The following is a 21872-nucleotide window of genomic DNA, read 5'->3' on the forward strand; positions in this document are numbered from 1 at the left end:
GCACCCCACCCACCCCGCGGTGACCCGATCACGGCGGTCCCGAGTACCGCCGTGATCGGGGGCCGGACACGGCGGTGTTCAGGTCAACCCGGTGCGGTCGAGGGCGGAGGCTCGTGGGGGTGCCGGTTGTGGGGGTGCCGGTTGTGGGGATGCGGCGTCGAGATCGGGGATACGGTGGCGGTGTGAGCGACCTGAAGATCAGCGAGCCCGACGACGCCTCGACGGCGATCCCACGGGTTCTGCGGGTTTCCGCGGCGGTGAGCTGGCGCTTGCTGGTGATCGCCGCCGCCTTGTACGTGACGGGCATGATCATCACGCGGATCTACGTGGTCGTGATCCCGGTGGCGATCGCGCTGCTGCTGGCGGCCCTGCTGGCACCCACGGTGTCCTGGGTGGCCCGGCGCAAGGTGCCCCGGGCGCTGGCGACGACGATGGTCCTGGTCGGCGGTCTCGCGGTGGTCGGCGGTGTGCTGACCTTCGTCGTCAACGCCTTCATCAACGGCTTCCCGGACCTGCAGCGCCAGGTCGTGGCCAGCCTCGAAGCGGTCCGGCAGTGGCTGGCGGTCTCGCCGCTGCACCTCAACGACGACCAGATCGCCAACTACATCCAGCAGGCGCGTGACTGGTTGCAGTCCAACCAGGCGGTCCTGACCAGCGGCGCGCTGTCCACCGCGAGCACCTTCGGCAACCTGCTGACCGGGATCGTGCTGGCGCTGTTCACGCTCATCTACTTCCTCTACGACGGCCGCCGCGTGTGGCTGTTCGTCGTCCGCCTGGCGCCGCGCCAGGTCCGCCGGCGGGTGGACAACGCGGGAATCGCCGGGTTCACGTCGCTGGTCGGCTTCGTGCGCGCGACCGCGCTGGTCGCTGTCGTGGACGCGCTCGGCATCGGCCTGGGGCTGGTGATCCTGGGCGTTCCGCTGGCGATCCCGCTGGCCGCGCTGGTGTTCCTCAGCGGGTTCGTGCCGATCGTGGGTGCGGTCGCCTCGGGTGCGGTCGCGGTGCTGGTGGCGCTGGTGACCAAGGGCTGGGTCGTGGCGCTGATCGTGGTCGGCATCGTGCTGCTGGTCCAGCAGCTGGAGGGCAACGTGCTCCAGCCGCTGATCCTCGGTCGCGCGGTGCGAATCCACGCGCTGGGCGTCGTGCTGGCGATCAGCATCGGCGTGGTCATCAACGGCATCGTCGGCGCGCTGCTGGCGATCCCGTTGGTCGCGGTGCTCAACGCCGCGGTCCGGTCTTTGATCTCGGTCGAGGACGAGCTCCCGGACACCACAGGCGTCCCCGTGGACCCGTCCGCATCCACCGACACCGACCCCGAGCCCGCCGAGGAGAAGCCCACGGGCGAAGGCCCGGAGGACGACGAGAAGGAAAATTGAAGACCCCCCGCGGCTGAGGGCTGAGCGATGCGGCGCACCGCGCTGTTGCAGGTGTGGGCTCAACTCGCACCGCGTGTCGCCCCCCGGGGGGATTCCTCAGCGGTTCTCCGGGTGGACGCCGCTACACCGACGCCCACCCGGGGCAAGCGGAAGAGACGCTCCCAGAGGCCCCTGCACTTCCCCGTTCGGGATCTTCGCCACCGCACCCGGCCGCAAGGTGAGTCCTGACCGCGCTCAAGCGACGGTCACGACGTTGCGTCCGGCTGCCTTGGCGCCGAGCATCGCGGCGTCGGCGGCCACCAGGAGATCGGTGAGCTCGTAGTCGAACCGGCCGGTGGTCGCCACGCCGATGCTCACCGTCAGCCCGGTGAGCTCCCGCTGGTCGCCGTGGATGTCCCGGGTGTCCACCGACAGAGCGGCCGTGGACACCCGGATCCGGTCCGCGATCCGGTAGGCAGTCTCCCCCTGGGTCCCGGGCAGCAGCACCACGAACTCCTCGCCGCCGAAGCGCCCCACCAGGTCTTCGCTGCGGACGTTGTCCTGCAGCATGTTCGCGAACTCGGCCAGCACCGTGTCGCCGGCCAGGTGGCCGAGCTCGTCGTTGACCCGCTTGAAGCGGTCCAGGTCGAGCAGCAGCAGGGCGACCGGCTGCTGCCGTTGCCGGGCGCGCATCAGCTCGACGCGCGCGATGCGCTCCCAGTGCGAGGAGTTGGCCAGACCGGTCTTTCCGTCGTGCTGGGCGGTCCGCCGCCACTGAGGCAGCTGGCTGGCCAGGTCCAGCAGGACCATCGGGGGCCCGGCGAGCAGCGCGGCCAGCGGCTCCGCCGACATCGCGACCGCGAGCAGTCCGCCGAGGCTGGCCGCGACGATGCCCAGCAGCACGTCGATCGGCTCACCCAGCACTGTGGTGCGCGGAGCGCCGGGCGTGCGCAACCGGATCCCGCCCGCGACCACCGAGGCGCGCACCACCAGCAGCACCACGCCGACGGCGAAGAAGTTCACCGCCGTCCACACCGGCTCGTTCCACCCAGCGACCAGCCGCGCGGCGAACGTGGCGACGGTGGTGGCCGCGGTGGTGAACAGCCAGCGGTGCGCTTCCGGCCGGTCGCGCAGGACGCCGTGCAGCGTGGGCCCGAGCAGCAGCAGGACCAGGAGGTTGGTCGGTAGCAACAGGATCCCGGCCGCCAGGTAGACGATGTGCAGCGTCCACGGGTTGCGCCGGACCTGCCGCCGGAGGTTGATCGACACGGAGGTGATCACGATGGTCGCGCCGGCGGTCGAGGCGAGGACCGCGAAGTCCAGCAGGTCGTCGGAGTCCGGTCGTTGCCCGGTCACGAACACGAGCACAACCAACGCCAGTGCCAGCGCTTGGACCAACAGGACGTAGCCGATCGCAGCAGGGCGCATACGCCACAACAACCAACCGCCCATCAGTCACCTCCCGTCGGGAGCCTGGCACAGCGAATGAGCACACCGAAGCACAACGTGAGAACGGGAACGACGTTTCGCAGCGGACGCCCCCAACCGGGCGTCGCGGATCGGCGCTTCGGAGCAGTGCGACGCATTTCTCTTTCCCGCACACGCGATTCCGCAACGGAGTCCGCGTGGGGCAGGATGGGCGCTCGGGAGGAGTTCGAGTTGACCGGTTGGCAAGCATCGCCGACGCCACCTCAGGTGGCGGACGGCCGAACGCCGCTGTGGCGAGGGCACAACGTCTTTCGCGTCGTGACGTTCCTCTACGCCACGTTCATGTTCTTCATGTTCCTCGACTCCTACGAGCGGCCGTGGCTGGCGGCGATGTGCATCAGCTGCATGGCGGTGTGGACGGCCTTCACGGTCTGGCGCTACCGGACCCGAGCCGGACGCACCAACCGGCTGGTGGCAGCCGACGTCGTGGTGGTCAACGCGCTGTTCCTGCTCAACGAGTTCATCCTCACCGAGGCTCACATGAATTCCTCGGACCCCTCGGTGGTGACGGTCTGGCACTCCACCGGGGTCACCGCGGCGGCGGTGCAGTGGGGGATGAAGGGCGGTGTCGCCACCGGAATCCTCGCCGCCGCAGGCAATCTGCTGGTCCGAGGCCGCACCGGATCGGACATGGCGCTGGACACGCTGCTGCTGGTCGGGGTGGGTCTGGTGATCGGCCTGAACTCCGACACCGCGCGCCGCTCCACCGAACGGCTCGCGCAGGCGCTGCGCGCCGAAGCCGCCACCGCGGAACGGGAACGGCTGGCCCGGTCCATCCACGACAGCGTGCTGCAGGTGCTAGCGCGGGTCCGCAGGCGCGGCGCGGAGCTCGGCGGTGAGGCGGCCGAACTGGCGGAACTGGCCGGCGAGCAGGAGATCAAGCTGCGCTCCCTGATCGCCACGAAGCCGGAGACCACAGAGGACGGTGAGACGGATCTGGCCGCCCGCCTGCAGGTGTTCCGCACCGCGCGGGTGCACGTGTCGGTCCCGGGGAACCCGGTTCGGCTGACCGAGCAGCTCAGCGCCGACCTCGCGGCGGTGGTCCGGGAAGCGCTGGCCAACGTCGACGAGCACGCGGGCGCTCAGGCCCAGGCTTGGGTGCTGCTGGAGGAGCTGCCGGACGAAGTAGTGCTCAGCGTCCGCGACGACGGACCGGGCATCCCCGACGGGCGGTTGGACGAAGCAGCCGCCGAAGGGCGGATGGGAATCGCGAAATCGATCCGGGGTCGGGTCGCGGCCCTGGGTGGGAAGATCAGTCTCGACACCGCGCCGGGCGAGGGCACCGAGTGGGAAGTCCGGGTCCCGCGCGTTCCGGAGCCGAAACGCCGCCGAGGAGGACAGCGATGAGCGAACCGCCGGTCACCGTGATGGTCGTGGACGACCACCCGATGTGGCGGGACGGGGTCGCGCGCGATTTGAGCGAGCGCGGTTTCGACGTCCGCGCCACCGCGAGCGATGCCGCGTCGGCGTTGCGCATCGCGCAGACGGTGACGCCGGACGTGGTGCTGATGGACCTCAACCTCGGCGACACCTCGGGCGTTCAGGCCACGCTGCAGATCACCCAGGAGATCCCCGGGACCCGGGTGCTGGTGCTGTCGGCCAGCGGTGAGCACGCCGACGTGCTGGAGGCCGTGAAGGCCGGGGCTTCGGGATACCTCGTCAAGTCCGCCTCGGCGGAGGAGCTGGTGGACGCGGTCCGCCGCACCGCCGCCGGCGACGCGGTGTTCACGGCGGGTCTGGCGGGGCTGGTGCTGGGCGAGTACCGCCGGATGGCGATCACGCCGGATTCCGAGCACCAGGCCCCGCAGCTGACCGAGCGCGAGACCGAGGTGCTGCGGCTGGTCGCCAAGGGCATGACGGCCCGGCAGATCGCGAACAAGCTGGTGATCTCCCACCGCACGGTCGAGAACCACGTCCAGTCGACCCTGCGCAAGCTCCAGCTCCACAACCGCGTGGAGCTGGCCCGCTACGCCATCGAGCACGGCCTCGACCAGGACGGCGGGTCCGAAGGGGAGAACTGACCTCGGCCCCTGCGACCCGTTCGAGGCGCGGCTGAGCCGCTGTTGAGGTGTGGGAATCAGCTCGCACCGCCGCAGGTCCTGAGCGGTTTCGCGGCGAGTGCGCCGGGTCGCCGATGTGGACCCCACGGAGGAGCGGAGCACATCAGGAGTCGCGCACGGAGTCCGCGGAACCGCTGCGCTTCCCCATTCGGTGGATTCCTGCTACCCGCACCCTGCGAACCAAGTCCTCAACAGCCCCTAGGCCAGGGTCGTCTTGGTCGTCTGCCTCGCCGCCGCCGCGCTCGGTGCTTCCAACGCGGCTTCGGCCGCCTTGCGGAACGTGGCGTGCGGGTGCTGGGCGAGCGCGGCGCCGACGGCCTGGACGGCCGAGGCGTTCATCGACACGCTGGTGACTCCCAGGCCCGCGAGGACACCGGCCAGGTGCGGGTCGGAGGCGGCCTCCCCGCAGACACCCACCGGTTTGTCGACTTGGCGACCCGCTCGCCCGACCATCGCGATGAGCCGCAGCAGCGCAGGCTGCCACGGGTCGTTGAGGCCGGCGAGCGCCCCGACCATGCGGTCGGCGGCGAAGACGTACTGGGCCAGGTCGTTGGTCCCGATGCTGACGAAGTCCACCGCCTGCAGGATCTCCGCCGCGGACAGCGCCGCGGCCGGGACCTCGATCATCACGCCGACTCGATCGATTCCGTTGGCGCGGGCGCGCTCGGCGAACCAAGCGGCCTCGTCCGCCGTGGCGACCATCGGCGCCATCACCGACACCTCGGCACCGGAGTCCTGCGCGGCACCGGCGACCGCTTCGAGCTGGGAGTCGAGCAGGTCGGGCCGGTCGAACGCCACGCGCAGGCCGCGCACGCCCAGCGCCGGGTTCGGCTCGGCGCCCATGTCGAGGAACGACAGCGGTTTGTCGGCGCCGGCGTCGAGGGTCCGCACGATCACGGGCTTGCCGGCGAAAGGCGCGAGCACCTCGGCGTAGGCGGAGCGCTGAGTGGCGACGTCGGGTTCGACGTCGGCGCCGAGGTAGCAGAACTCGGTGCGGAACAGGCCGACTCCCTGCGCCCCGGCCGCGACCGCGGTGGTGGAGTCGGTGGCCGATCCGACGTTGGCGAGCACCTTGACCGGCACCTCGTCGGAGGTCTGGCCGACACCGTTCCAGTGCGCGTGCTTGGGTCGTTCGGCGACCTGCACGGCCACCTCGGTGTCGGAGAGCTCTACGTCGCCCTCGTCGCCGTCGACGGTGGCGCCTGCGCCGGAGGCCTCCAGCACCCCGCGCACCGCGACGACCGCCGGGATCCCCAGCGCACGGGCGAGGATCGCGGTGTGGCTGGTGGGCCCGCCCTCTTCGGTGACCAGCGCGAGCACCAGCTCCGGATCCAGGTCGGCGGTGTCGGCGGGCGCGAGGTCGCGCGCCACCAGCACGCTCGGGGTGGAGAGCTCGGGAACGCCGGGCGGGGTGACGCCGTCGATCTCGGCGATGATCCGGTCCCGCACGTCGTGGACGTCGCGGGCGCGCTCGGCCATGTAGCCGCCGGCGACGCGCAGCGCGTCGGCGAACCCGTTGGCGGCCTCGTAGACGGCGCGGGCAGCGGGCAGCGACCGGGTGGCGACGAGCTGCTCGGCCTGCGTGGTCAGAGCCGGGTCCATGGCCATGGCGGCGGTGGTCTCCAGAACGGCCTTGGCATCACCTCCGGCCCTGGCGGCGCGCTGGAACAGCCCTTCGGCCACCGCCTCGGCGGCGGGACGGATTCGCGCGGCTTCGGCGACCTGGTCGGCCGGGGAGGGCGTGGCGGCGGGCTCGGGCAGCGGTTCGGCGACCCGGACGATCGGTCCGGCGGCGCGGCCGGAGCTGACTCCGACACCAGTCAAACGCGACATGGTCTAGACCATACCTTTCCGAGTTGCACAGCAGAAGCGCTCGGCGCGGATACGACCACACACGAGAACGCACCGCTGACGACCAGCGTAAGGACGTGCTTCCCGTTTGGCTTGATCGTGTGAGCCAGCGTGCAGTCCCGCTACCCACCGTGGGTTCCTACGTCACCCGGATGCAGCAGCGGGTGGCATTACTCATAGGTAACAACTGAGTAGCCGTACGGATCCGGCTCCCACCCCTGAAATCGCAGGCTAGAGCCATGACATTCACCGCGACGCACATCGAACCGAAACTCGACGTCGACCGGCTCGCCGAACAGCTCGCCGCCTTCGCCAGCTTCTTCGCGGCCCAACCCAAGCCGGCCGATGATGACCGGGGAACCGACCCCCGCGCCGAGGGCCCCGGCCGGGTGGATCCCGTTCCAGGAGACCCGGTCGACACCAGCCACCACGGCGCGTCCCAGTCCCCGGTCGCTTCGGCCGGGGCACCCGACAACCGCGATCCGAGCAAACCCCGCGAAAGATCGGACGAGAGGCGCGATTGAAGCCCTCACCAGGGATAACGCCGTGGATCGCGAGAATCGTGTGCTCTCGGGCACAAATGAATATTCCGCTTTTGATCCACCGTTCGAGCGAACTTCGTGGCCAAGGTGGATCTTTCCCCCGGGAGCTGCCGTCAAACTGAACAGGTTGTCGCTCGTCGGTATTCGCGCCATCGACGATCGCAACCTGCTGTGGGCCGCCCGCAACGCCCCCCGTGCGGTCGGCCCTCAGCTCGAAACCTCATCAGGCGGGAAGCAAGTGCGGGGCGTGCTCGGCCACCGCGGCGACCACCTCGCGGGTCGACGGGTTGACCGCCTTCCAGTCGCCGAGCACCACGGTCGGCACGGTCTCGTTGCCGTCGGCGATGGAGCGCACGACGCTCGCCGCTTCCGGGTCCTGCCAGATGTCGACCTCGTGGAACTCCAGGCCGGAGCGCCTCAGCCCGGCGCGCAGCGACATGCAGAACGGGCAGCCCGGCCTGCTGTAGACGGTGACTTGCTCGGCGGACATCCGACCTCCAGGTTCCCCGCGCAGCTGTTGCTCTCGAGCTTGTACAACCGCGGCACCGATTTCATCCGCACGAGACGCAGCTCATGGTGTGCGAGCACAGCCGACGTTGGAGCCCGGTGGTGACGCCCGTTACGGTCTGACCGACGTCCCACGAGGTGGACGCCATCAGCGGACCGAGAGGTTGGGGACATGACGGAGCTGTCACCGCGCGAGCGAGCGCGGGCAGCCACCGAGCAGGACATCCGGCGGCACGCTCGGATGCTGCTCGTCGAGCACGGCAGCGACGCGGTGACGCTGCGCGCGATCGCGCGCGAACTGGGCATCACCGCGCCCGCCCTCTACCGCTACTACGCCTCCCGCGAAGACCTGCTGCGACAGCTGTGCGACGACATCTGCGCCGATCTCTCCGACGAGCTGTCGACGGCCTTCGACCCGGCTAGCGAGGATTTCCTGGACCGCACCTTCGCGGTCTGCCGCCGGTTCCGCGCGTGGGCGCTGGCGCACCCGAAGGAGTTCGCGCTGGTCTTCGCCACCCCGAAGGACCGCTCCCGGCAGCCGGACCGGTTCGCGGGCGTGTTCTTGAGCATCGTCGCCCCGATGATGTCGGAGAACCCGAACGCGGAGGAGAAGGTCAAGGCGCCGGTCGACCTGCCGGACCTGTCGGCGCAGCAGAAGTCGCTGGCCGACGCCTTCTCCCACGAGGGCATCGACATGCCGCCGGAGGCGATGGACGCCGAGGCGGTCTACTTCCTGATGCGCTGGTGGGTGCGCCTCTACGGGCACATCGCGTTGGAGGTCTTCGGCCGCTTCCCGTTCGACCTGTTCCACGCCGATCAGCTCTTCGACGCCACCCTGCACGAGCTGGCGGAGGAGAGCGGCCTGACCTGATCCTGACTCGGCCTGGTCGGAGGGCCGCCGGGTCCAGGTGAGCATGAATCCGTCAACTGCTGCGGTACTCCGCTCTCACCGATCCGATGTGGGTGTGCTGGCGAACCGTCCGCGGAGTCCGCCAGCGGATCCCGCCAGGCCTCGCGGGCGGGAGCACCCCCGGGTCGGATGGTCCGAACTGACCCGGCAGAACCGGCCTCGAGCATGGGCGGTTCCCGAAGCTGACCCTCGCCCCGCGACCGAAGACGAGGACGCCCGGACACCTGGGGAAGAGTGGACCCCGCTGATCATTTTCGGCGGGTTGAGTTGATCAGAAACATGACATTGTAACTACTGGGCGAGGACAGTTGCTCAAGGTTCATCAGATCGGGGAATCCGATACGGATTTCGTGATTGTGGGTGGTGAATTCGGTTGCTCCGGTTCGCAGATTTCCGTCGTTCGGCGGAGCGCCAGGCAATCACCCCCGCGTTGTCACTGAGCGCGATTAAATGTTGATCAGACGGGGTACATCGAATCACGCGAGTGTCGCAATGGCACGCTACTCAGGTCGCATCTTCGCTGGTCATTCGGTGTGATCCGTCACGATCAGTGCTTGTTGGCGAGCTGGAGATCTTCCGAATGTCGCACCGCCACCGTGGTAACTTCGACGATCCCTGCGCTTTCGATCTCATTCCCGCACGCTAACGACGGAGCACTCCCAAGTGGACGTGGCATTGTGGGTTGCCCTAGCGGCAATCGTGGTCATTCTGCTGGCCTTCCTGGTTTCCCTGCAGCGCCTCAAGTTCCAGATCCGGTTGCGCGATGAAGAAGCCCACCACTTGGTCACGCGACGACTCCCAGCGCTGATGGACGCCGAACGGGGGCTGCCCATCGACGTGCCCGGACCGCTTCGGCCCAACCTGGGCGACACCCCCTTCCACCAGGAGATGCAAACCGCCATCGGCCAGTTCGCCGGGTTCGCCGACGAAACCAGGCAGCGCGCCGACCGCGCCGCCAAGGCCACGCTGATCTCCACCATGCGCGGCGTGCAGAGCCTCGCCAACGAGCAGCAGCTCGCCATCACCGAGATGCAGCACGAGCACGACGACCCCGCCGTGCTCGCCGGCCTGATGAAGATCGACCACGCGAACTCGCAGCTCGTGCGGCGTGCCCAGGCCACCGCCGTGCTGTGCGGGACCTGGCCCGGCCAGCAGAGATCCGCCGCGCCAGTGCTCGACGTCGTGCGCGGGGCGACCTCGCGGATCCGCGACTACCTGCGGATCGAAGCGCACTCAGAGAGCGAGCTCTCGGTGTCCAGCCGGGCCGTGGAACCCGTCGTGCTCGCGCTCGCCGAACTGCTCGACAACGCGGCCCGCTACTCGCAGCCCGCCACGCACGTCCAGGTGCACTTCCAGCCCGCCCACAACGGGCTGTCCATCGTCGTCGACGACGCCGGGGTCGGCATGAACCCCGACGCCCGCGAACGCGCGAAAGCGCTGCTCACCGGCCGGGAAGTCGTCGACATCAACAAGCTGGGCGACCCGCCGCAGATCGGGTTCGCGCTCGCAGGCGTGCTCGCCGCGCGCTACGGGTTCAAGGTCTTCGTGGAGGCCTCCTCGCCCTACGGGGGCATGCGCGCGGTGCTGTTCCTGCCCAACGAACTGCTCGCCAAGGCCGAAACACCGGCGCCCGCACCTGCGATGAACGAACCGGCCGCCGCTGATCGGCAGACCAGCACGGGCCTGCCGAAGCGGCAGCGCCGCAGCCACGCCGTGCCTGCGCAGTCCGCCGAGCACGGGAACTGGGGAATGGGCAAGCCATCGGTGATGGGCGCGTGGCAACGCGGCAGCCTCACCGGTCGCGGGTCCGAGGACGAACCGGACGACGAAAAGGGAACCTCCGCGCCATGAACAGCAACCGGCAACACGACCTGGGGTGGATGCTCGACGAGGCACTGCGGATCCCGGAGGCCAGGCACGCGATCCTGCTGTCCTCCGACGGCCTGCTGATGGCCCACTCCGCGGACATCACCTCCGACGACGCCGAGCGGCACGCCGCCGCCATGTCCGGCCTGCAAGCGCTGGCACGGGCCAATTCCGCTTTCTGCGGCTCGACCGAGAAGTCCTGGCAGCAGACCATCACCGAGTACGACCACGGCTACGTCTTCCTCGTCGCCGCAGGACCGCGCGCCTACGTCGCCGCGTCGGCGGGACACGGCGTGGACGTGGAGACCATGACCCACCGGTTGATGGAACTCGTCCAACGGCTCGGGAAGGAACTCAGCGCCGAGCTACGCGTCGGTGAGTTCGCGTGAAGCGTGGTGAGCGCGCACTGGTCCGGCCGCACGTCGTCACGCGCGGCCGGGCGCGACCGTCGCGCAACACCTTCGAGATGGACACCCAGGTCTACGCGGTGCGCGAAGCCCCGACAGGCACGGCCGGCCCCGAGATGCGGCGCGTGCTCCGCCTCTGCCGCGACGGGGCGACCCCCGTCGCTGAGATCGCCGGACACCTCGAGTTGCCGCTGAGCGTCACGAAAGTGCTGCTCGGCGACCTGCTGGACAGCGGCCACATCGTCACCCGCAGCGCCCAGCACGACTTGGAGGCACCGGACATGGGGCTGCTGCAGGACGTCCTGGACGGCCTTCGTGCCAGCTTGTAGAGAGCGAGAGATTTCGTGACCGACGATCGAACCCGGCTGCACGGGCCGGAATTCGCCGCCGACCCGCAGGCCGTCTACCGGCGGCTGCGCCAGGCGGGTCCGACGGCTCCGGTGGAGATCGCGCCCGACGTGCCCGCCACGCTCGTGCTCGGCTACGCCGAAGCCCTGCAAGTGCTGCGCGATCCCGCCAACTTCCCGAAGGACCCGCGCACCTGGCAGCGCACCGTCGCGCAGGGCTGCCCCGTGCTGCCGCTGATGGCATACCGGCCGAACTGCCTGTTCACCGACGGCGCCACCCACGCCCGGCTGCGCGGAGCCGTGACCGACGCGCTCGCCCGGGTCGACACCAGGGAACTGCGCACCCACCTGGAGGAAACCGGCGACGCGCTCATCGACCGGTTCGCCCCCGACGGCAAGGCCGACCTGATGGAGCAGTACGCGCGGGTGCTCCCGCTGCTGGTGGTCACCCGCATCTGCGGGGCGCCACCGGTGATCTCGGAGGAGATCGTCTCCGGTGCGCTGGCGCTGTTCGACGGCGTCGACGACGGGCGGGGGCTCGACACCGCCGTCGCCGAGCTCGTCGCCGCCAAGCGGAGCCGGCCGGGGCCCGACGTCGTGTCGTGGCTGCTGGCGCACCAGGCCGGGCTGACCGAGGACGAAGCCGTGCAGCAGATCGCGCTGCTGTGCAGCGCGGGGAGCGAGCCGCTGCAGAACCTGATCGCCAACACGCTGCGACTGCTGCTGGTGGACGAGCGGTTCGCCGGTGACCTCTCCGGTGGCAGCCTCCCGGTGGCCGACGCGCTCGACGAAGTGCTCTGGTCCGATCCGCCGATCGCCAACTACGGCACGGTCTTCCCAACCCGGGAGGTGCAGGTCGGCGGCAACCCGGTGCCCGCCGACCAACCCCTCCTGATCAGCTTCGCCGGGGCCAACACCGATCCGGCTGTCGACGCCGGCGGACGCGTGGGCAACCGGGCGCACCTCGCCTTCGGCGCGGGCAGGCACGCGTGCCCGTCACCCGCGCAGCGCATCGCGCGGATGACGGGCACCGCGGCCGTCGAACGCGTCCTGGACCGGTTACCGGACCTCGAACCCGCAGTGCCCGCGGAGGCGCTGGAGTGGAAGTCCGGACCGTTCCACCGGTCCCTGGCCTCGCTGCCGGTGCGGTTCCCGCCGCCGCCCCAGCAGATCCGGCCCTGGCTCGGCTCACCCGCCCCCGTCGTCCGGCGCGAGCCCGGGCCCAACCGGCCCGCCGGGCGGTGGACCGCGTTCAGCAGGTGGCTGCGCGGCGGTTGATCACAGGCTTGCGACCGGCGCCTTGTGCAGGTTCTCGATGACGTTGCGGGCGTCCGGGTACTGGTAGGAACCGGATTCGTAGAGCACGTAGGCGTTGCCGCCCAAGTCGTCGATGCCCTCGGACATGCTCGGCGAGCGGAAGCAGCGCGTCGACGGGATGTCGATGTCGGTGGCGCCCTTGTCAATCACGTACAGGTTGCTGCGCACGTCGCGGGAGAGCGAGGTGCTGTAGACGAACTTGTCGCCGGTGACCATCAGGCCCTGCGTGCCCTTCGGGATCTCGAAGGACCTGCCGGTGGTCAGCTCACCGTTGGCGGCGACGCTGTAGGCGTACATCTTCTCGCGGCCGTCGCGGCTGTACTTGCCCGCGTAGAGCGTGTTCCCGTCGCCGGAGAGGAACGACGCGCCGTAGACCTCGCGGGCCTCGCCGGTCTGCTTGACGTAAGGGCTGCCTTCGGCCCTCAGCGCGTCGGCTAGCTCGCTGAGCTCGTACTTGCGGATGGTGTAGTGGCCCTCGGCGTTGTTCCTGCCCGTCACGAACGCCCAGCCGTGGGCGATCGCGATGCCGCTGGCGTGGGTTTCGGCGATCTCGACGTCGCCGACGGTCTTGCCGGAGGCGGGGTCGACGCCGTAAATCTTGGCGTTGGCGCCGTCCTTGCCGTAGGCGCTGACCAGCAGCAGGTCGTTGCCCGCGCCGTCCCAGTCGTTCCACGCGGCCAGGCCTTGCGGGGTGTGTTCGGGCAATCCCGGGATCTTCGGGCCCGCGCTGAACTTCTCGTCGTAGGTGTAGCCCGCCGACGGCCCGCTGTAGAAGGAAGCGGCCTCGCCGCTGGAGTCGTCATCGCAAGCGATCGCCGCGGTCTCAGCGGCAGCGCCGGTAGCGGGCACGCCCAGCAGGAGCGCGCCGCTCACCGCGGCGACAACGGATTTCCGGACCAGCGCTCTCATCGTCTTCTCCCTCAGTGGCGATCGATGTCTACCCCACTGGGACGCACCCGAGCCGCTTCGGTTCCCACCACCCCCCGTTCGGGGCCAGGGTGCGAATCCGCGACGTTCGAGTCCGAACTTCGCGCGAGATCGCGGAACCACTGGTCAGGGGAGTGGGTTCGCCTTGTCGTGGGCGCATTGGGCGTGCTGGCGGGAAGTTTCGGCGCCGGTGGCGATGGGGGCGGTGAGCCACTGGCGCGGTGTGCCGAAGGCTTCGACGAGGTCGAGTGCGTGCGGCCGGAGTTCACCGCAGAGCGCGTTGACGGCCTGGGTGACCGACTTCGCCCTGCGCGGGCTGATCCGCTCGTGCTCCAGGAACCACGCCTTGTCCTCCTCGATGGTCGACAGCGCGTAGAGGTCGCAGAGCTTGTCGAGGATCTCGGCGTTGCGCGGGTCCTGGCAGCGGTCGACAGCGGCGACGAAGGCCTCCAGCACCAGCCGGTCGATGTGCACCCGGGCCGCGCGCAGCACGTGGTCCTGCGCATTGTTGAACACCTCGAAGGCGTTGTCCTTGCTGGCCCTCCGCAGACGGCGGCCCAGGCCGTCGAGGACGTGCGCCTCGCGGTCGTCGAAGAGCTTGAGCTGCCAGCCGCGGTCGAGGATGTCGTCCTTGTTCGAGGCGTCGATGATGCGCTGCACGATCGAGTGCGCGGCGGAGCGCTCGATGACCGCCCCCACGAACTGGTCCGCGACGAACTTCGCCAAGCCCAACGTGCCGATCCCGTGGAACTGGTCCTTGTAGTCGGTCAGCAGCCCCTTCGCCACCAGCTGCAGCAGGACCGTGTTGTCGCCCTCGAACGTGGTGAACACGTCGGTGTCGGCCTTGAGCCCCGCCAGCTGGTTCTCGGTGAGGTAGCCGGCGCCGCCGCACGCCTCGCGGCAGGTCTGGATGGTGTGGGTGGCGTGCCAGGTGGTGACGGCCTTCAGCCCGGCGGCGCGGGACTCCAGCTCGCGCTGGGCCCGCTCGTCGTCGCCGCGCCCGACCTCGTCGAGGGCCTGGACGAGCTCTTCCTGCGCGAAGTGGAGGGCGTAGGACTTCGCCAGCGCCGGGAGGAGTCTGCGCTGGTGCGCCAGGTAGTCGAGGACCACGACCTCCTCGCCGGCACCCGGCCGGTCGAACTGGCGGCGCGCGTCGGCGTAGCGCAGCGCGATCTCCAGCGCCAGCTTCGCCGCAGCGCCCGAGGTTCCGGCCACCGAGATCCGGCCGCGTACCAGGGTGCCGAGCATGGTGAAGAACCGCTTGCCCTGGCTGTCGATCGGGCTGCTGTAGGTGCCGTCCTCGGCGACGTCGCCGTAGCGGTTGAGCAGGTTCTCGCGCGGCACCCGCACCTGGTCGAAGTAGATGCGGCCGTTGTCGACGCCGTTGAGACCGGCCTTGCGCCCGCAGTCCTCGATCCGCACGCCCTCGCAGGGGTGTCCGCTCCCGTCGCGGATCGGGACCAGCAGCGCGTGCACGCCGTGGCTCTGGCCCGCGGTGATGAGCTGGGCGAACACCACCGCCACGCGCCCGTCGCGCGCGGCGTTGCCGATGTACTCCTTGCGCGCCGCCTCGTGCGGGGTGTGGACGACGAACTCGCGGGTGGCCGGGTCGTAGGTGGCGGTGGTGCCCAGGCTCTGCACGTCGGAGCCGTGGCCGGTCTCGGTCATCGCGAAGCAGCCCGGCAGTTCGGCGCTCATGATGTCGCGCAGGTAGCGCTCGTGGTGGTGCTCGGTTCCCAGCGCCACGACCGCACCGCCGAACAAGCCCCACTGCACGCCGGCCTTGACCATCAGCGAGAGGTTCCCGCACAGCATTTCCAGCGAGACCACCGAACCGCCCTGATCACCGCTGCCGCCATGGGCGACGGGGAAGCCGAGCCCGGGGACGCCGGACTTGGCCAGCAGGCGCAGCTGCTCCAGGGTCCGCGCCCGGTGGCTCTCGGTGTCGAGGTCGTCGGCGTTGCCGAGGTCGTTCTCGCTGAGCGAGTCGCGGACCTCCTCGCGCACGGACGCCCACCGCCCGTCCAGCAGACTGCGGAGCTCACCTGCGTCGAATGCGGGGTTAATCATCGCGGCCTCCACTCATCCACCCGGTGCCGCCCACCGTAGTTACCGACGGGTAACCCCGCTATGCGACGTAGCTCACCACGCAGCGTAGTGCCGCACCCGCCACTCCCCGCCGCGAGCACGACGAAGGGGCGCCCCCCACAGGGGACACCCCTCCACACCAAAGCTCACCACCACCCCGTCCCCGGCCCAGAAGGCCCCGAAGCGAGAGCAGGTGGCGGTGGCAGGTCAGGCGACGATGTTGACCAGGCGGTTCGGGACCACGATGACCTTGCGGGGGTCCCCGCCGTCCAGGGCCGCCGCGATCTTGTCGTCGGCCAGGGCCGCGGCCTTGACCGCGTCCTGGTCGGCCGAGGCCGGGACCTGGATGCGCGAGCGCACCTTGCCGTTGACCTGGATCGGGTACTCGATCGAGTCCTCGACCAGGTACTGCTCGTCAGCGACCGGGAACGGTCCGTGAGCCAGGCTCTCGGTTCGTCCCAGACGGGTCCACAGCTCCTCGGCCAGGTGCGGAGTCAGCGGCGCCACCATCAGCACCAGCGGCTCCACCACCGAACGCGGTGTGCCCGCGGCCGACGCGTAGGTCTTGGTGATCCGGTTGTTGAACTCGATCAGCTTCGCCACGGCCGTGTTGAACCGCAGCTCGGCGAAGTCCTCACGGACGCCCGCGATCGTCTTGTGCAGGGCACGCAGCATCAAGGTGTCCGGCTCGTCGTCGGTCACCCGCAGCTCGCCGGTGCTCTCGTCGACGACGTTGCGCCACAGCCGCTGCAGGAACCGGTGCGAGCCGACGACGTCCTTGGTCACCCACGGGCGGGAGGCCTCCAACGGACCCATCGACATCTCGTACAGCCGCAGCGTGTCCACGCCGTAGGCGTCGGCCATCTCGTCCGGCGAGACCGAGTTCTTCAGGCTCTTGCCCATCTTCCCGTACTCGCGGAAGACCTCTTCGCCCTGGTGGAAGAACTTCCCGCCCTCCTCCTCGACCTCTTCGGCCGGGACGTAGACGCCGCGCGCGTCGGTGAAGGCGAACGCCTGGATGTAGCCCTGGTTGTACAGCCGCCGGTACGGCTCCTCCGAGGACACGTGGCCCAGGTCGAACAGCACCTTGTGCCAGAAGCGGGAGTACAGCAGGTGCAGCACCGCGTGCTCCACGCCGCCGACGTACAGGTCCACGCCGCCCGGGTCGTTGCCGCCGTGCGCCTGCGCGTCCTTGCCCATCCAGTACTGCTCGTTGACCGGGTCGACGAACCGCTCGGAGTTGTCCGGGTCGATGTAGCGCAACTGGTACCAGCAGGAACCCGCCCACTGCGGCATGACGTTGGTGTCGCGCTCGTAGTGCTTGAGCCCGTCGCCCAGGTCCAGCTCGACGTGGCGCCACGCCTCGGCCTTGGCCAGCGGCGGCTCCGGGCGGGAGTCGGCGTCCTCCGGGTCGAAGGTGCGCGGCGAGTAGTCCTCGACCTCGGGCAGCTCGACCGGCAGCTGGTCCTCCGGCAGCGCGCGCGGCACGCCGTCCGAGCCGTAGACGATCGGGAACGGCTCGCCCCAGTAGCGCTGGCGGGCGAACAGCCAGTCGCGCAGCTTGTACTGCACGGTGCCGTGGCCGTGGCCGTGCTCTTCCAGCCAGGCGATCACGGTCTTCTTCGCGTCCGCGATGTCCAGGCCGTTCAGGCTCAGGCCGGTGGTCTCCGACGCGGAGTTGATGGCCGGTCCGTCACCGGTGTAGGCGTCGCCGTCGAACCCGTCGGCCGGCTGCACCGTGCGGATGATCGGCAGCCCCAGCACCGTGGCGAAGTCCCAGTCGCGCTGGTCCTGGCCCGGAACCGCCATGATCGCGCCGGTGCCGTAGCCCATCAGCACGTAATCGGCGATGAAGATCGGGATGCGGGTGCCGTTGACCGGGTTGGTCGCGTGGGCACCGGTGAAGACGCCGGTCTTCTCCTTGTTCTCCTGCCGGTCCAGGTCCGACTTCATCGACGCGGCACGCCGGTAGGCGGACACGGCGTCCGCCGGGGTGGCCGCGCCACCGGTCCAGCGGTCATCGGTGGCGTCCGGCCAGGAAGCCGTGGTCAGCTCGTCGACCAGCGGGTGTTCCGGCGCCAGCACCATGTAGGTGGCGCCGAACAGGGTGTCCGGACGGGTCGTGAAGACCTCGACGGAACGACCGGACTCGCCGACCGGGAACACCACGTTGGCGCCCTGCGAGCGACCGATCCAGTTCCGCTGCATCGTCTTGACCTTGTCCGGCCAGTCCAGCCGGTCCAGGTCGTCGACCAGGCGATCCGCGTAGGCGGTGATCCGCATCATCCACTGCTTCAGGTTGCGGCGGAACACCGGGAAGTTGCCGCGCTCGGTCAGCCCGTCCGCGGTCACCTCCTCGTTGGCCACCACGGTGCCCAGGCCCGGCGCCCAGTTGACCGGCGCCTCGGACAGGTAGGCCAGCCGGTGCGAGTCGACGATCTCGCGGCGCTCGTCGTCGGACAGCTCCGTCCACGAGCGGCCGTCCGGGGTGGCGCGGTCGCCGGCGGCGAACTCGGCCTCCAGCTCGCTGATCCGCCGCGCGCGGCCCTTGCCCCCGTCGGCGTCCGCGTCGTACCAGGCGTTGAAGATCTGCAGGAAGATCCACTGCGTCCACCGGTAGAACTCGATGTCGGTGGTGGCGATGCGGCGGCGCTCGTCGTGCCCCAGGCCCAGCCGGCGGATCTGACCCAGGAAGCGCTGGATGTTGGCCTCGGTCGTCGCGCGCGGGTGCGTGCCCGTCTGCACCGCGTACTGCTCAGCGGGCAGGCCGAAGGAGTCGAAGCCCATCGTGTGCAGCACGTTGCGGCCCTGCATCCGGTGGAAGCGGGCGTAGACGTCGCTGCCGATGTAACCCAGCGGGTGACCGACGTGCAGACCGGAACCGGACGGGTACGGGAACATGTCCTGGACGAACAGCTTGTCCGCGGGCACCTCGCCGTCAGCGAGCGAACCCGCCGGGTTCGGCGCGTGGAACGTGCCGCGCTCGGTCCACTCCCGCTGCCAGCGCTGCTCGATCTCGGTCGCTGTGCCCGCTGTGTAGCGGAACGGCGGCACCTCTTCTTGAGAAGAGGCCGGCCCCGCTGTGTTGACCTCTTCTGGCTGGCCAGTCATGTTCTGCGTCCTTCCCTGCTCCGCCGGAACGCGCGCGTTCGTGCGCTCTAGTGTGCCGCCCCCGGAAAACGGAAAACCCCCCAGGCCCAGGTCGGGCATGAGGGGTCGCCGCGTCGGACCGGTCCTACCGGCTCAACGCGGCCTCGCAAGAAGCAGCCTCGCGCGCATGGATCCATGGTAGCGGACCAGGCAAAACGGTTGCCGCTCAGCCGTGCGGCAGGCTTGTGGGGCAGGGCACCCCAGGCCGATGTCCGGCCGATCGGCCGCGAGCGGAGGTCTAGGCTGCTGGGGTGCTCGCTGTTCAGGTGGTCCTTTGCGCGGTTCTGATCCTCGGCGGAGCGGCCCTGCTGCTGCTCGGGTTCCGAGGCCTACGGGGTTCGCTGCCCCTCAACACCTACGTCGGCGTGCGGACTCCCGCCGCGATGCGCAGCGAGGAGGCGTTCGAGCTCGCCAACCGCGCCGCCGGTCCGGCGATGCTGGCCGCCGGTGCGATCGCCGCGCTGGCGGGGGCCTCGATGCCGGCGCTGGCGAGCGGGTTCAGCGTCGCGATGGTCGCGGTGCTCGGACTGGTCGGCGCGTTCGTGCTGATGACCCTCGGCGGAGTTGTGGGCAACCGGGCCGCGGAAACCGTGCCCGCCCCCGCTCCGGCCGGTGGCTGCGGCGGCTGCGCGGGCGGCTGCTGCGGCGGCTGACCGGAACGAGACAACCGCGCGACTCCCTTCCCTCGGCGGTAGGGGTGGCGCGGGACCGACTGGCGAGAACGAGGGCTCGCGGCTGCACATGGTGCTCACAGGTCAAAGCAAGCTTGACGTGCACCGACGCACTTCTCCCCAAGTTGTCCACAGGCAGTTGTCCACAGGTCTGTGGACAACTAGTTCAGCTTCACGTCGCCGGGATGCGTGGCCAGGAATGCCAGGGGCGGCCCCTGCCTGCGCAGCACCCTCGGCCACAGCTCGGTGTCGGGGTCGGCGATGACGTCGTCGGGCAACGCGGGAACGATCAGCCAGTCACCCCTGTCGATCTCCCCGGCCAGCTGTCCGGCGTCCCAGCCCGCGTAGCCGGCGAAGAACCGCAGCCCGCGTGCCTTGGGCGCGAGCTCCTCCGGGTCCCCGTCCAGGTCGACCATCCCCACCGGGCCCCGCACACCCACCACGCCCTCGATCGCCGAGACGTCCTCACCCGCTCGCAGCGTCGCCAGGCAGATGGCCGTGCGCTGCTCGACGGGTCCGCCCACGAACAGCGACTGGGGGAGCGTGGCGTGGTCGCCCCACTTCGGGAGCACGTCGTGCACCGCGACCTCGCTCGGCCGGTTCAGCACGACGCCGAGGGTGCCCTCCGCGCGGTGGTGGATGACGTAGACGACGGTTCGCCGGAAGTTCTTGTCCATCAGCTGCGGAGCAGCGACCAGCAGCGTCCCCGGCTCCACCTCAGCGTCCGATCCCACCTCCGCATGATCTCACCGGATGGGCGGAGCTGACCCCTTCCCCGCGCAACAAGATGAGCGGAAAACGGGAAATCGTGACGAACGAATGATGACCAGCCAGCAGTAGCAACCACTGGTCACCACTCAGTACTAATACTGAAACGCTGAAGGCTCACTGACCTGGGGTTTCGATGCCCTGCTCGCGAGCCCAGCGGTGGAGTTCCTCGACGGCCTCCTCGCGGGACATGGGTCCGCGATCCAGCCGGAGCTCCTTGAGGTGCTTCCACGCCTTGCCCACGATCGGCCCCGGATCCACACCGAGCAGACCCATGATCTCGTTGCCGTCGAGGTCCGGGCGCACCTTCGCCAGGTCCTCCTCAGCGGCGATCCGATCGATCCGCTCCTCGAGGTCGTCGTAGGCGCGCTGCAGCGCGTTGGCCTTGCGCTTGTTGCGGGTCGTGCAGTCCGCGCGCACCAGCTTGTGCAGCCGGGGCAGCAGCGGACCCGCGTCGTTGACGTAGCGGCGCACCGCCGAGTCGGTCCACTGCCCGTCGCTGTAGCCGTGGAACCGCAGGTGCAGGAACACCAGATCAGCGACCTGGTTGGTGACGTCCTTGGGGTAGCGCAGCGCGCGCATCCGCTTGCGGGTCATCTTCGCGCCGACCACCTCGTGGTGGTGGAAGCTCACCCCGCCGCCGGACTCGAAACGCCGCGTCGCCGGCTTGCCGATGTCGTGGAGCAGCGCGGCCATCCGCAGCACCAGGTCCGGTTCGGCGTCCGGGTCAGCCGCTCTCTCCAGGTCGACGGCCTGGTCGAGCACGGTCAGCGAGTGGCCGTAGACGTCCTTGTGCTGGTGGTGCTCGTCGATCTCCAGCTTCATCGCCGGCACCTCGGGCAGCACGTGATCGGCCAGGCCGGAGGAGACCAGCAGCTCCACACCGCGCCTCGGGAACTCGCCGCACAGCAGCTTCGAGAGCTCCACCTGCACCCGCTCGGGGGTGATCCGGGCGATCTCGGCCGACATCTCGGTCATCGCCGTCACCACCCGGTCGCTGGGGGTGAAACCCAGCTGGGCGACGAAGCGGGCAGCGCGCAACATCCGCAGCGGGTCGTCGGCGAAGGAATCTTCCGGCGCGGCCGGGGTGTCGAGCCGCTTGTCGACCAGGTCGGTCATGCCGCCGTGCAGGTCGACGAAGGCGCGCTCGGACAGCTGGATGGCCATCGCGTTGACGGTGAAGTCGCGGCGCACCAGGTCGCCCTCGATGGTGTCGCCGAAGGCCACCTCGGGGTTGCGGCCGACGCGGTCGTAGCTGTCGGCGCGGAAGGTCGTGATCTCCACGGTGGTGCCGTGCCGGTAGGCACCGAGCGTGCCGAACTGGATGCCGTTGTCCCAGATCGTCTCCGCCCACCCGGTCAGCAGCTCGCGGACCTGCTCAGGCCGCGCGTCGGTGGTGAAGTCCAGGTCCGTGCCCAGGCGACCCAGCAGCGCGTCCCGCACGCTGCCCCCGACCAGGTACAGCCGGTGACCGGCTGCGGCGAACCGGTTGCCGAGCTCCTCGGCGACCGGTGCGACCTTGATCAGCTCGACGACCGCGTTGCGCTGGGCGTCCCGCTCCAGGGACGTCGGGCCGGAACCGATGGGCTGCTCGTTAGACACGATTAACCAGGGTATC

18 protein-coding genes are annotated in these 21872 nt (G+C 69.8%); 10 read left to right on the top strand and 8 right to left on the bottom strand.

Going from position 1 to position 21872, the window contains the following annotated elements; translation table 11 throughout:
* Positions 1–182: 182 nt before the first annotated feature.
* Positions 183–1376: an AI-2E family transporter gene (locus tag E1161_RS23725; protein WP_132626945.1), complete on the top strand. Its 1194-nt coding sequence runs from the start codon at positions 183–185 to the stop codon at positions 1374–1376.
* Between the two features lie 234 nt (positions 1377–1610).
* On the opposite strand, the gene E1161_RS23730 is transcribed toward E1161_RS23725, so the two are convergent.
* On the bottom strand, positions 1611–2807 hold the full coding sequence (locus E1161_RS23730; protein ID WP_132626946.1) for a GGDEF domain-containing protein: 1197 nt from the start codon (positions 2805–2807) through the stop codon (positions 1611–1613).
* A 207-nt stretch (positions 2808–3014) separates the two neighbouring features.
* Here E1161_RS23730 and macS point away from each other — a divergent pair, with 207 nt between their 5' ends.
* Together macS and E1161_RS23740 are read left to right on the top strand one after the other, a co-directional pair.
* Positions 3015–4190: a MacS family sensor histidine kinase gene (gene macS / locus E1161_RS23735; protein WP_268951419.1), complete on the top strand. Its 1176-nt coding sequence runs from the start codon at positions 3015–3017 to the stop codon at positions 4188–4190.
* The gene (locus tag E1161_RS23740) at positions 4187–4864 is read left to right on the top strand and encodes a response regulator (RefSeq protein WP_132626948.1); all 678 of its coding nucleotides are present in this window, start codon (positions 4187–4189) and stop codon (positions 4862–4864) included. The genes macS and E1161_RS23740 overlap by 4 nt, the downstream gene beginning before the upstream one ends.
* 237 nt (positions 4865–5101) lie before the next feature.
* On the opposite strand, the gene ptsP is transcribed toward E1161_RS23740, so the two are convergent.
* The gene (ptsP, locus tag E1161_RS23745; RefSeq protein WP_132626949.1) at positions 5102–6736 is read right to left on the bottom strand and encodes a phosphoenolpyruvate--protein phosphotransferase; all 1635 of its coding nucleotides are present in this window, start codon (positions 6734–6736) and stop codon (positions 5102–5104) included.
* Positions 6737–6993: 257 nt separating this feature from the next.
* On the opposite strand from ptsP, the gene E1161_RS23750 reads away from it, so the two are divergent.
* Entirely contained in the window at positions 6994–7278 is a 285-nt protein-coding gene (locus E1161_RS23750) for a hypothetical protein (protein ID WP_132626950.1), read from the top strand.
* A gap of 241 nt (positions 7279–7519) precedes the next feature.
* On the opposite strand, the gene E1161_RS23755 is transcribed toward E1161_RS23750, so the two are convergent.
* Positions 7520–7786 (bottom strand): glutaredoxin domain-containing protein, encoded by a 267-nt coding sequence (locus tag E1161_RS23755; protein WP_132626951.1) that lies wholly within the window; start codon positions 7784–7786, stop codon positions 7520–7522.
* A gap of 189 nt (positions 7787–7975) precedes the next feature.
* On the opposite strand from E1161_RS23755, the gene E1161_RS23760 reads away from it, so the two are divergent.
* The 5 genes from E1161_RS23760 (at position 7976) to E1161_RS23780 (ending at position 12611) form a co-directional block, all read left to right on the top strand.
* Positions 7976–8674 carry a TetR/AcrR family transcriptional regulator gene (locus E1161_RS23760; protein ID WP_132626952.1) on the top strand — a complete coding sequence of 233 codons (699 nt, stop codon included), beginning with the start codon at positions 7976–7978 and terminating at the stop codon, positions 8672–8674.
* A 738-nt stretch (positions 8675–9412) separates the two neighbouring features.
* The gene (locus E1161_RS23765) at positions 9413–10564 is read left to right on the top strand and encodes an ATP-binding protein (protein WP_235875264.1); all 1152 of its coding nucleotides are present in this window, start codon (positions 9413–9415) and stop codon (positions 10562–10564) included.
* On the top strand, positions 10561–10968 hold the full coding sequence (locus tag E1161_RS23770; protein ID WP_132626954.1) for a roadblock/LC7 domain-containing protein: 408 nt from the start codon (positions 10561–10563) through the stop codon (positions 10966–10968). The genes E1161_RS23765 and E1161_RS23770 overlap by 4 nt, the downstream gene beginning before the upstream one ends.
* On the top strand, positions 10965–11315 hold the full coding sequence (locus E1161_RS23775; RefSeq protein ID WP_132626955.1) for a DUF742 domain-containing protein: 351 nt from the start codon (positions 10965–10967) through the stop codon (positions 11313–11315). Before E1161_RS23770 ends, E1161_RS23775 begins: the two co-directional genes overlap by 4 nt.
* A 15-nt stretch (positions 11316–11330) precedes the next feature.
* The gene (locus E1161_RS23780; protein WP_132626956.1) at positions 11331–12611 is read left to right on the top strand and encodes a cytochrome P450; all 1281 of its coding nucleotides are present in this window, start codon (positions 11331–11333) and stop codon (positions 12609–12611) included.
* On the opposite strand, the gene E1161_RS23785 is transcribed toward E1161_RS23780, so the two are convergent.
* From E1161_RS23785 to leuS, 3 genes are all read right to left on the bottom strand, one after another.
* Positions 12612–13559, bottom strand: coding sequence for a hypothetical protein (locus E1161_RS23785; RefSeq protein ID WP_132626957.1), 948 nt, complete (start codon positions 13557–13559; stop codon positions 12612–12614).
* A gap of 144 nt (positions 13560–13703) precedes the next feature.
* Positions 13704–15647, bottom strand: coding sequence for an acyl-CoA dehydrogenase family protein (locus E1161_RS23790; RefSeq protein WP_132626958.1), 1944 nt, complete (start codon positions 15645–15647; stop codon positions 13704–13706).
* Between the two features lie 225 nt (positions 15648–15872).
* Positions 15873–18776 (bottom strand): leucine--tRNA ligase, encoded by a 2904-nt coding sequence (gene leuS / locus E1161_RS23795; protein WP_132626959.1) that lies wholly within the window; start codon positions 18774–18776, stop codon positions 15873–15875.
* A gap of 290 nt (positions 18777–19066) precedes the next feature.
* Here leuS and E1161_RS23800 point away from each other — a divergent pair, with 290 nt between their 5' ends.
* A complete protein-coding gene (locus tag E1161_RS23800; protein ID WP_132626960.1) occupies positions 19067–19468 on the top strand; it encodes an SdpI family protein in 402 nt (133 codons plus the stop codon).
* Between the two features lie 179 nt (positions 19469–19647).
* On the opposite strand, the gene E1161_RS23805 is transcribed toward E1161_RS23800, so the two are convergent.
* Both E1161_RS23805 and E1161_RS23810 read right to left on the bottom strand, forming a co-directional pair.
* Entirely contained in the window at positions 19648–20220 is a 573-nt protein-coding gene (locus tag E1161_RS23805; protein WP_132626961.1) for a YqgE/AlgH family protein, read from the bottom strand.
* Between the two features lie 151 nt (positions 20221–20371).
* Positions 20372–21856 carry a CCA tRNA nucleotidyltransferase gene (locus tag E1161_RS23810; protein WP_328591308.1) on the bottom strand — a complete coding sequence of 495 codons (1485 nt, stop codon included), beginning with the start codon at positions 21854–21856 and terminating at the stop codon, positions 20372–20374.
* Positions 21857–21872 lie beyond the last annotated feature (16 nt).

It is taken from the genome of Saccharopolyspora aridisoli, from assembly GCF_004348445.1.
Lineage (GTDB): Bacteria > Actinomycetota > Actinomycetes > Mycobacteriales > Pseudonocardiaceae > Saccharopolyspora > Saccharopolyspora aridisoli.

Coding starts and splice junctions, on each gene's coding strand:
- E1161_RS23770 (WP_132626954.1), top strand. CDS start 10,561: ATGAACAGCAACCGGCAACACGACCTGGGGTGGATGCTCGACGAGGCA.
- E1161_RS23740 (WP_132626948.1), top strand. CDS start 4,187: ATGAGCGAACCGCCGGTCACCGTGATGGTCGTGGACGACCACCCGATG.
- E1161_RS23755 (WP_132626951.1), bottom strand. CDS start 7,786: ATGTCCGCCGAGCAAGTCACCGTCTACAGCAGGCCGGGCTGCCCGTTC.
- E1161_RS23790 (WP_132626958.1), bottom strand. CDS start 15,647: ATGATTAACCCCGCATTCGACGCAGGTGAGCTCCGCAGTCTGCTGGAC.
- E1161_RS23730 (WP_132626946.1), bottom strand. CDS start 2,807: ATGGGCGGTTGGTTGTTGTGGCGTATGCGCCCTGCTGCGATCGGCTAC.
- ptsP (WP_132626949.1), bottom strand. CDS start 6,736: ATGTCGCGTTTGACTGGTGTCGGAGTCAGCTCCGGCCGCGCCGCCGGA.
- E1161_RS23760 (WP_132626952.1), top strand. CDS start 7,976: ATGACGGAGCTGTCACCGCGCGAGCGAGCGCGGGCAGCCACCGAGCAG.
- E1161_RS23750 (WP_132626950.1), top strand. CDS start 6,994: ATGACATTCACCGCGACGCACATCGAACCGAAACTCGACGTCGACCGG.
- E1161_RS23785 (WP_132626957.1), bottom strand. CDS start 13,559: ATGAGAGCGCTGGTCCGGAAATCCGTTGTCGCCGCGGTGAGCGGCGCG.
- leuS (WP_132626959.1), bottom strand. CDS start 18,776: ATGACTGGCCAGCCAGAAGAGGTCAACACAGCGGGGCCGGCCTCTTCT.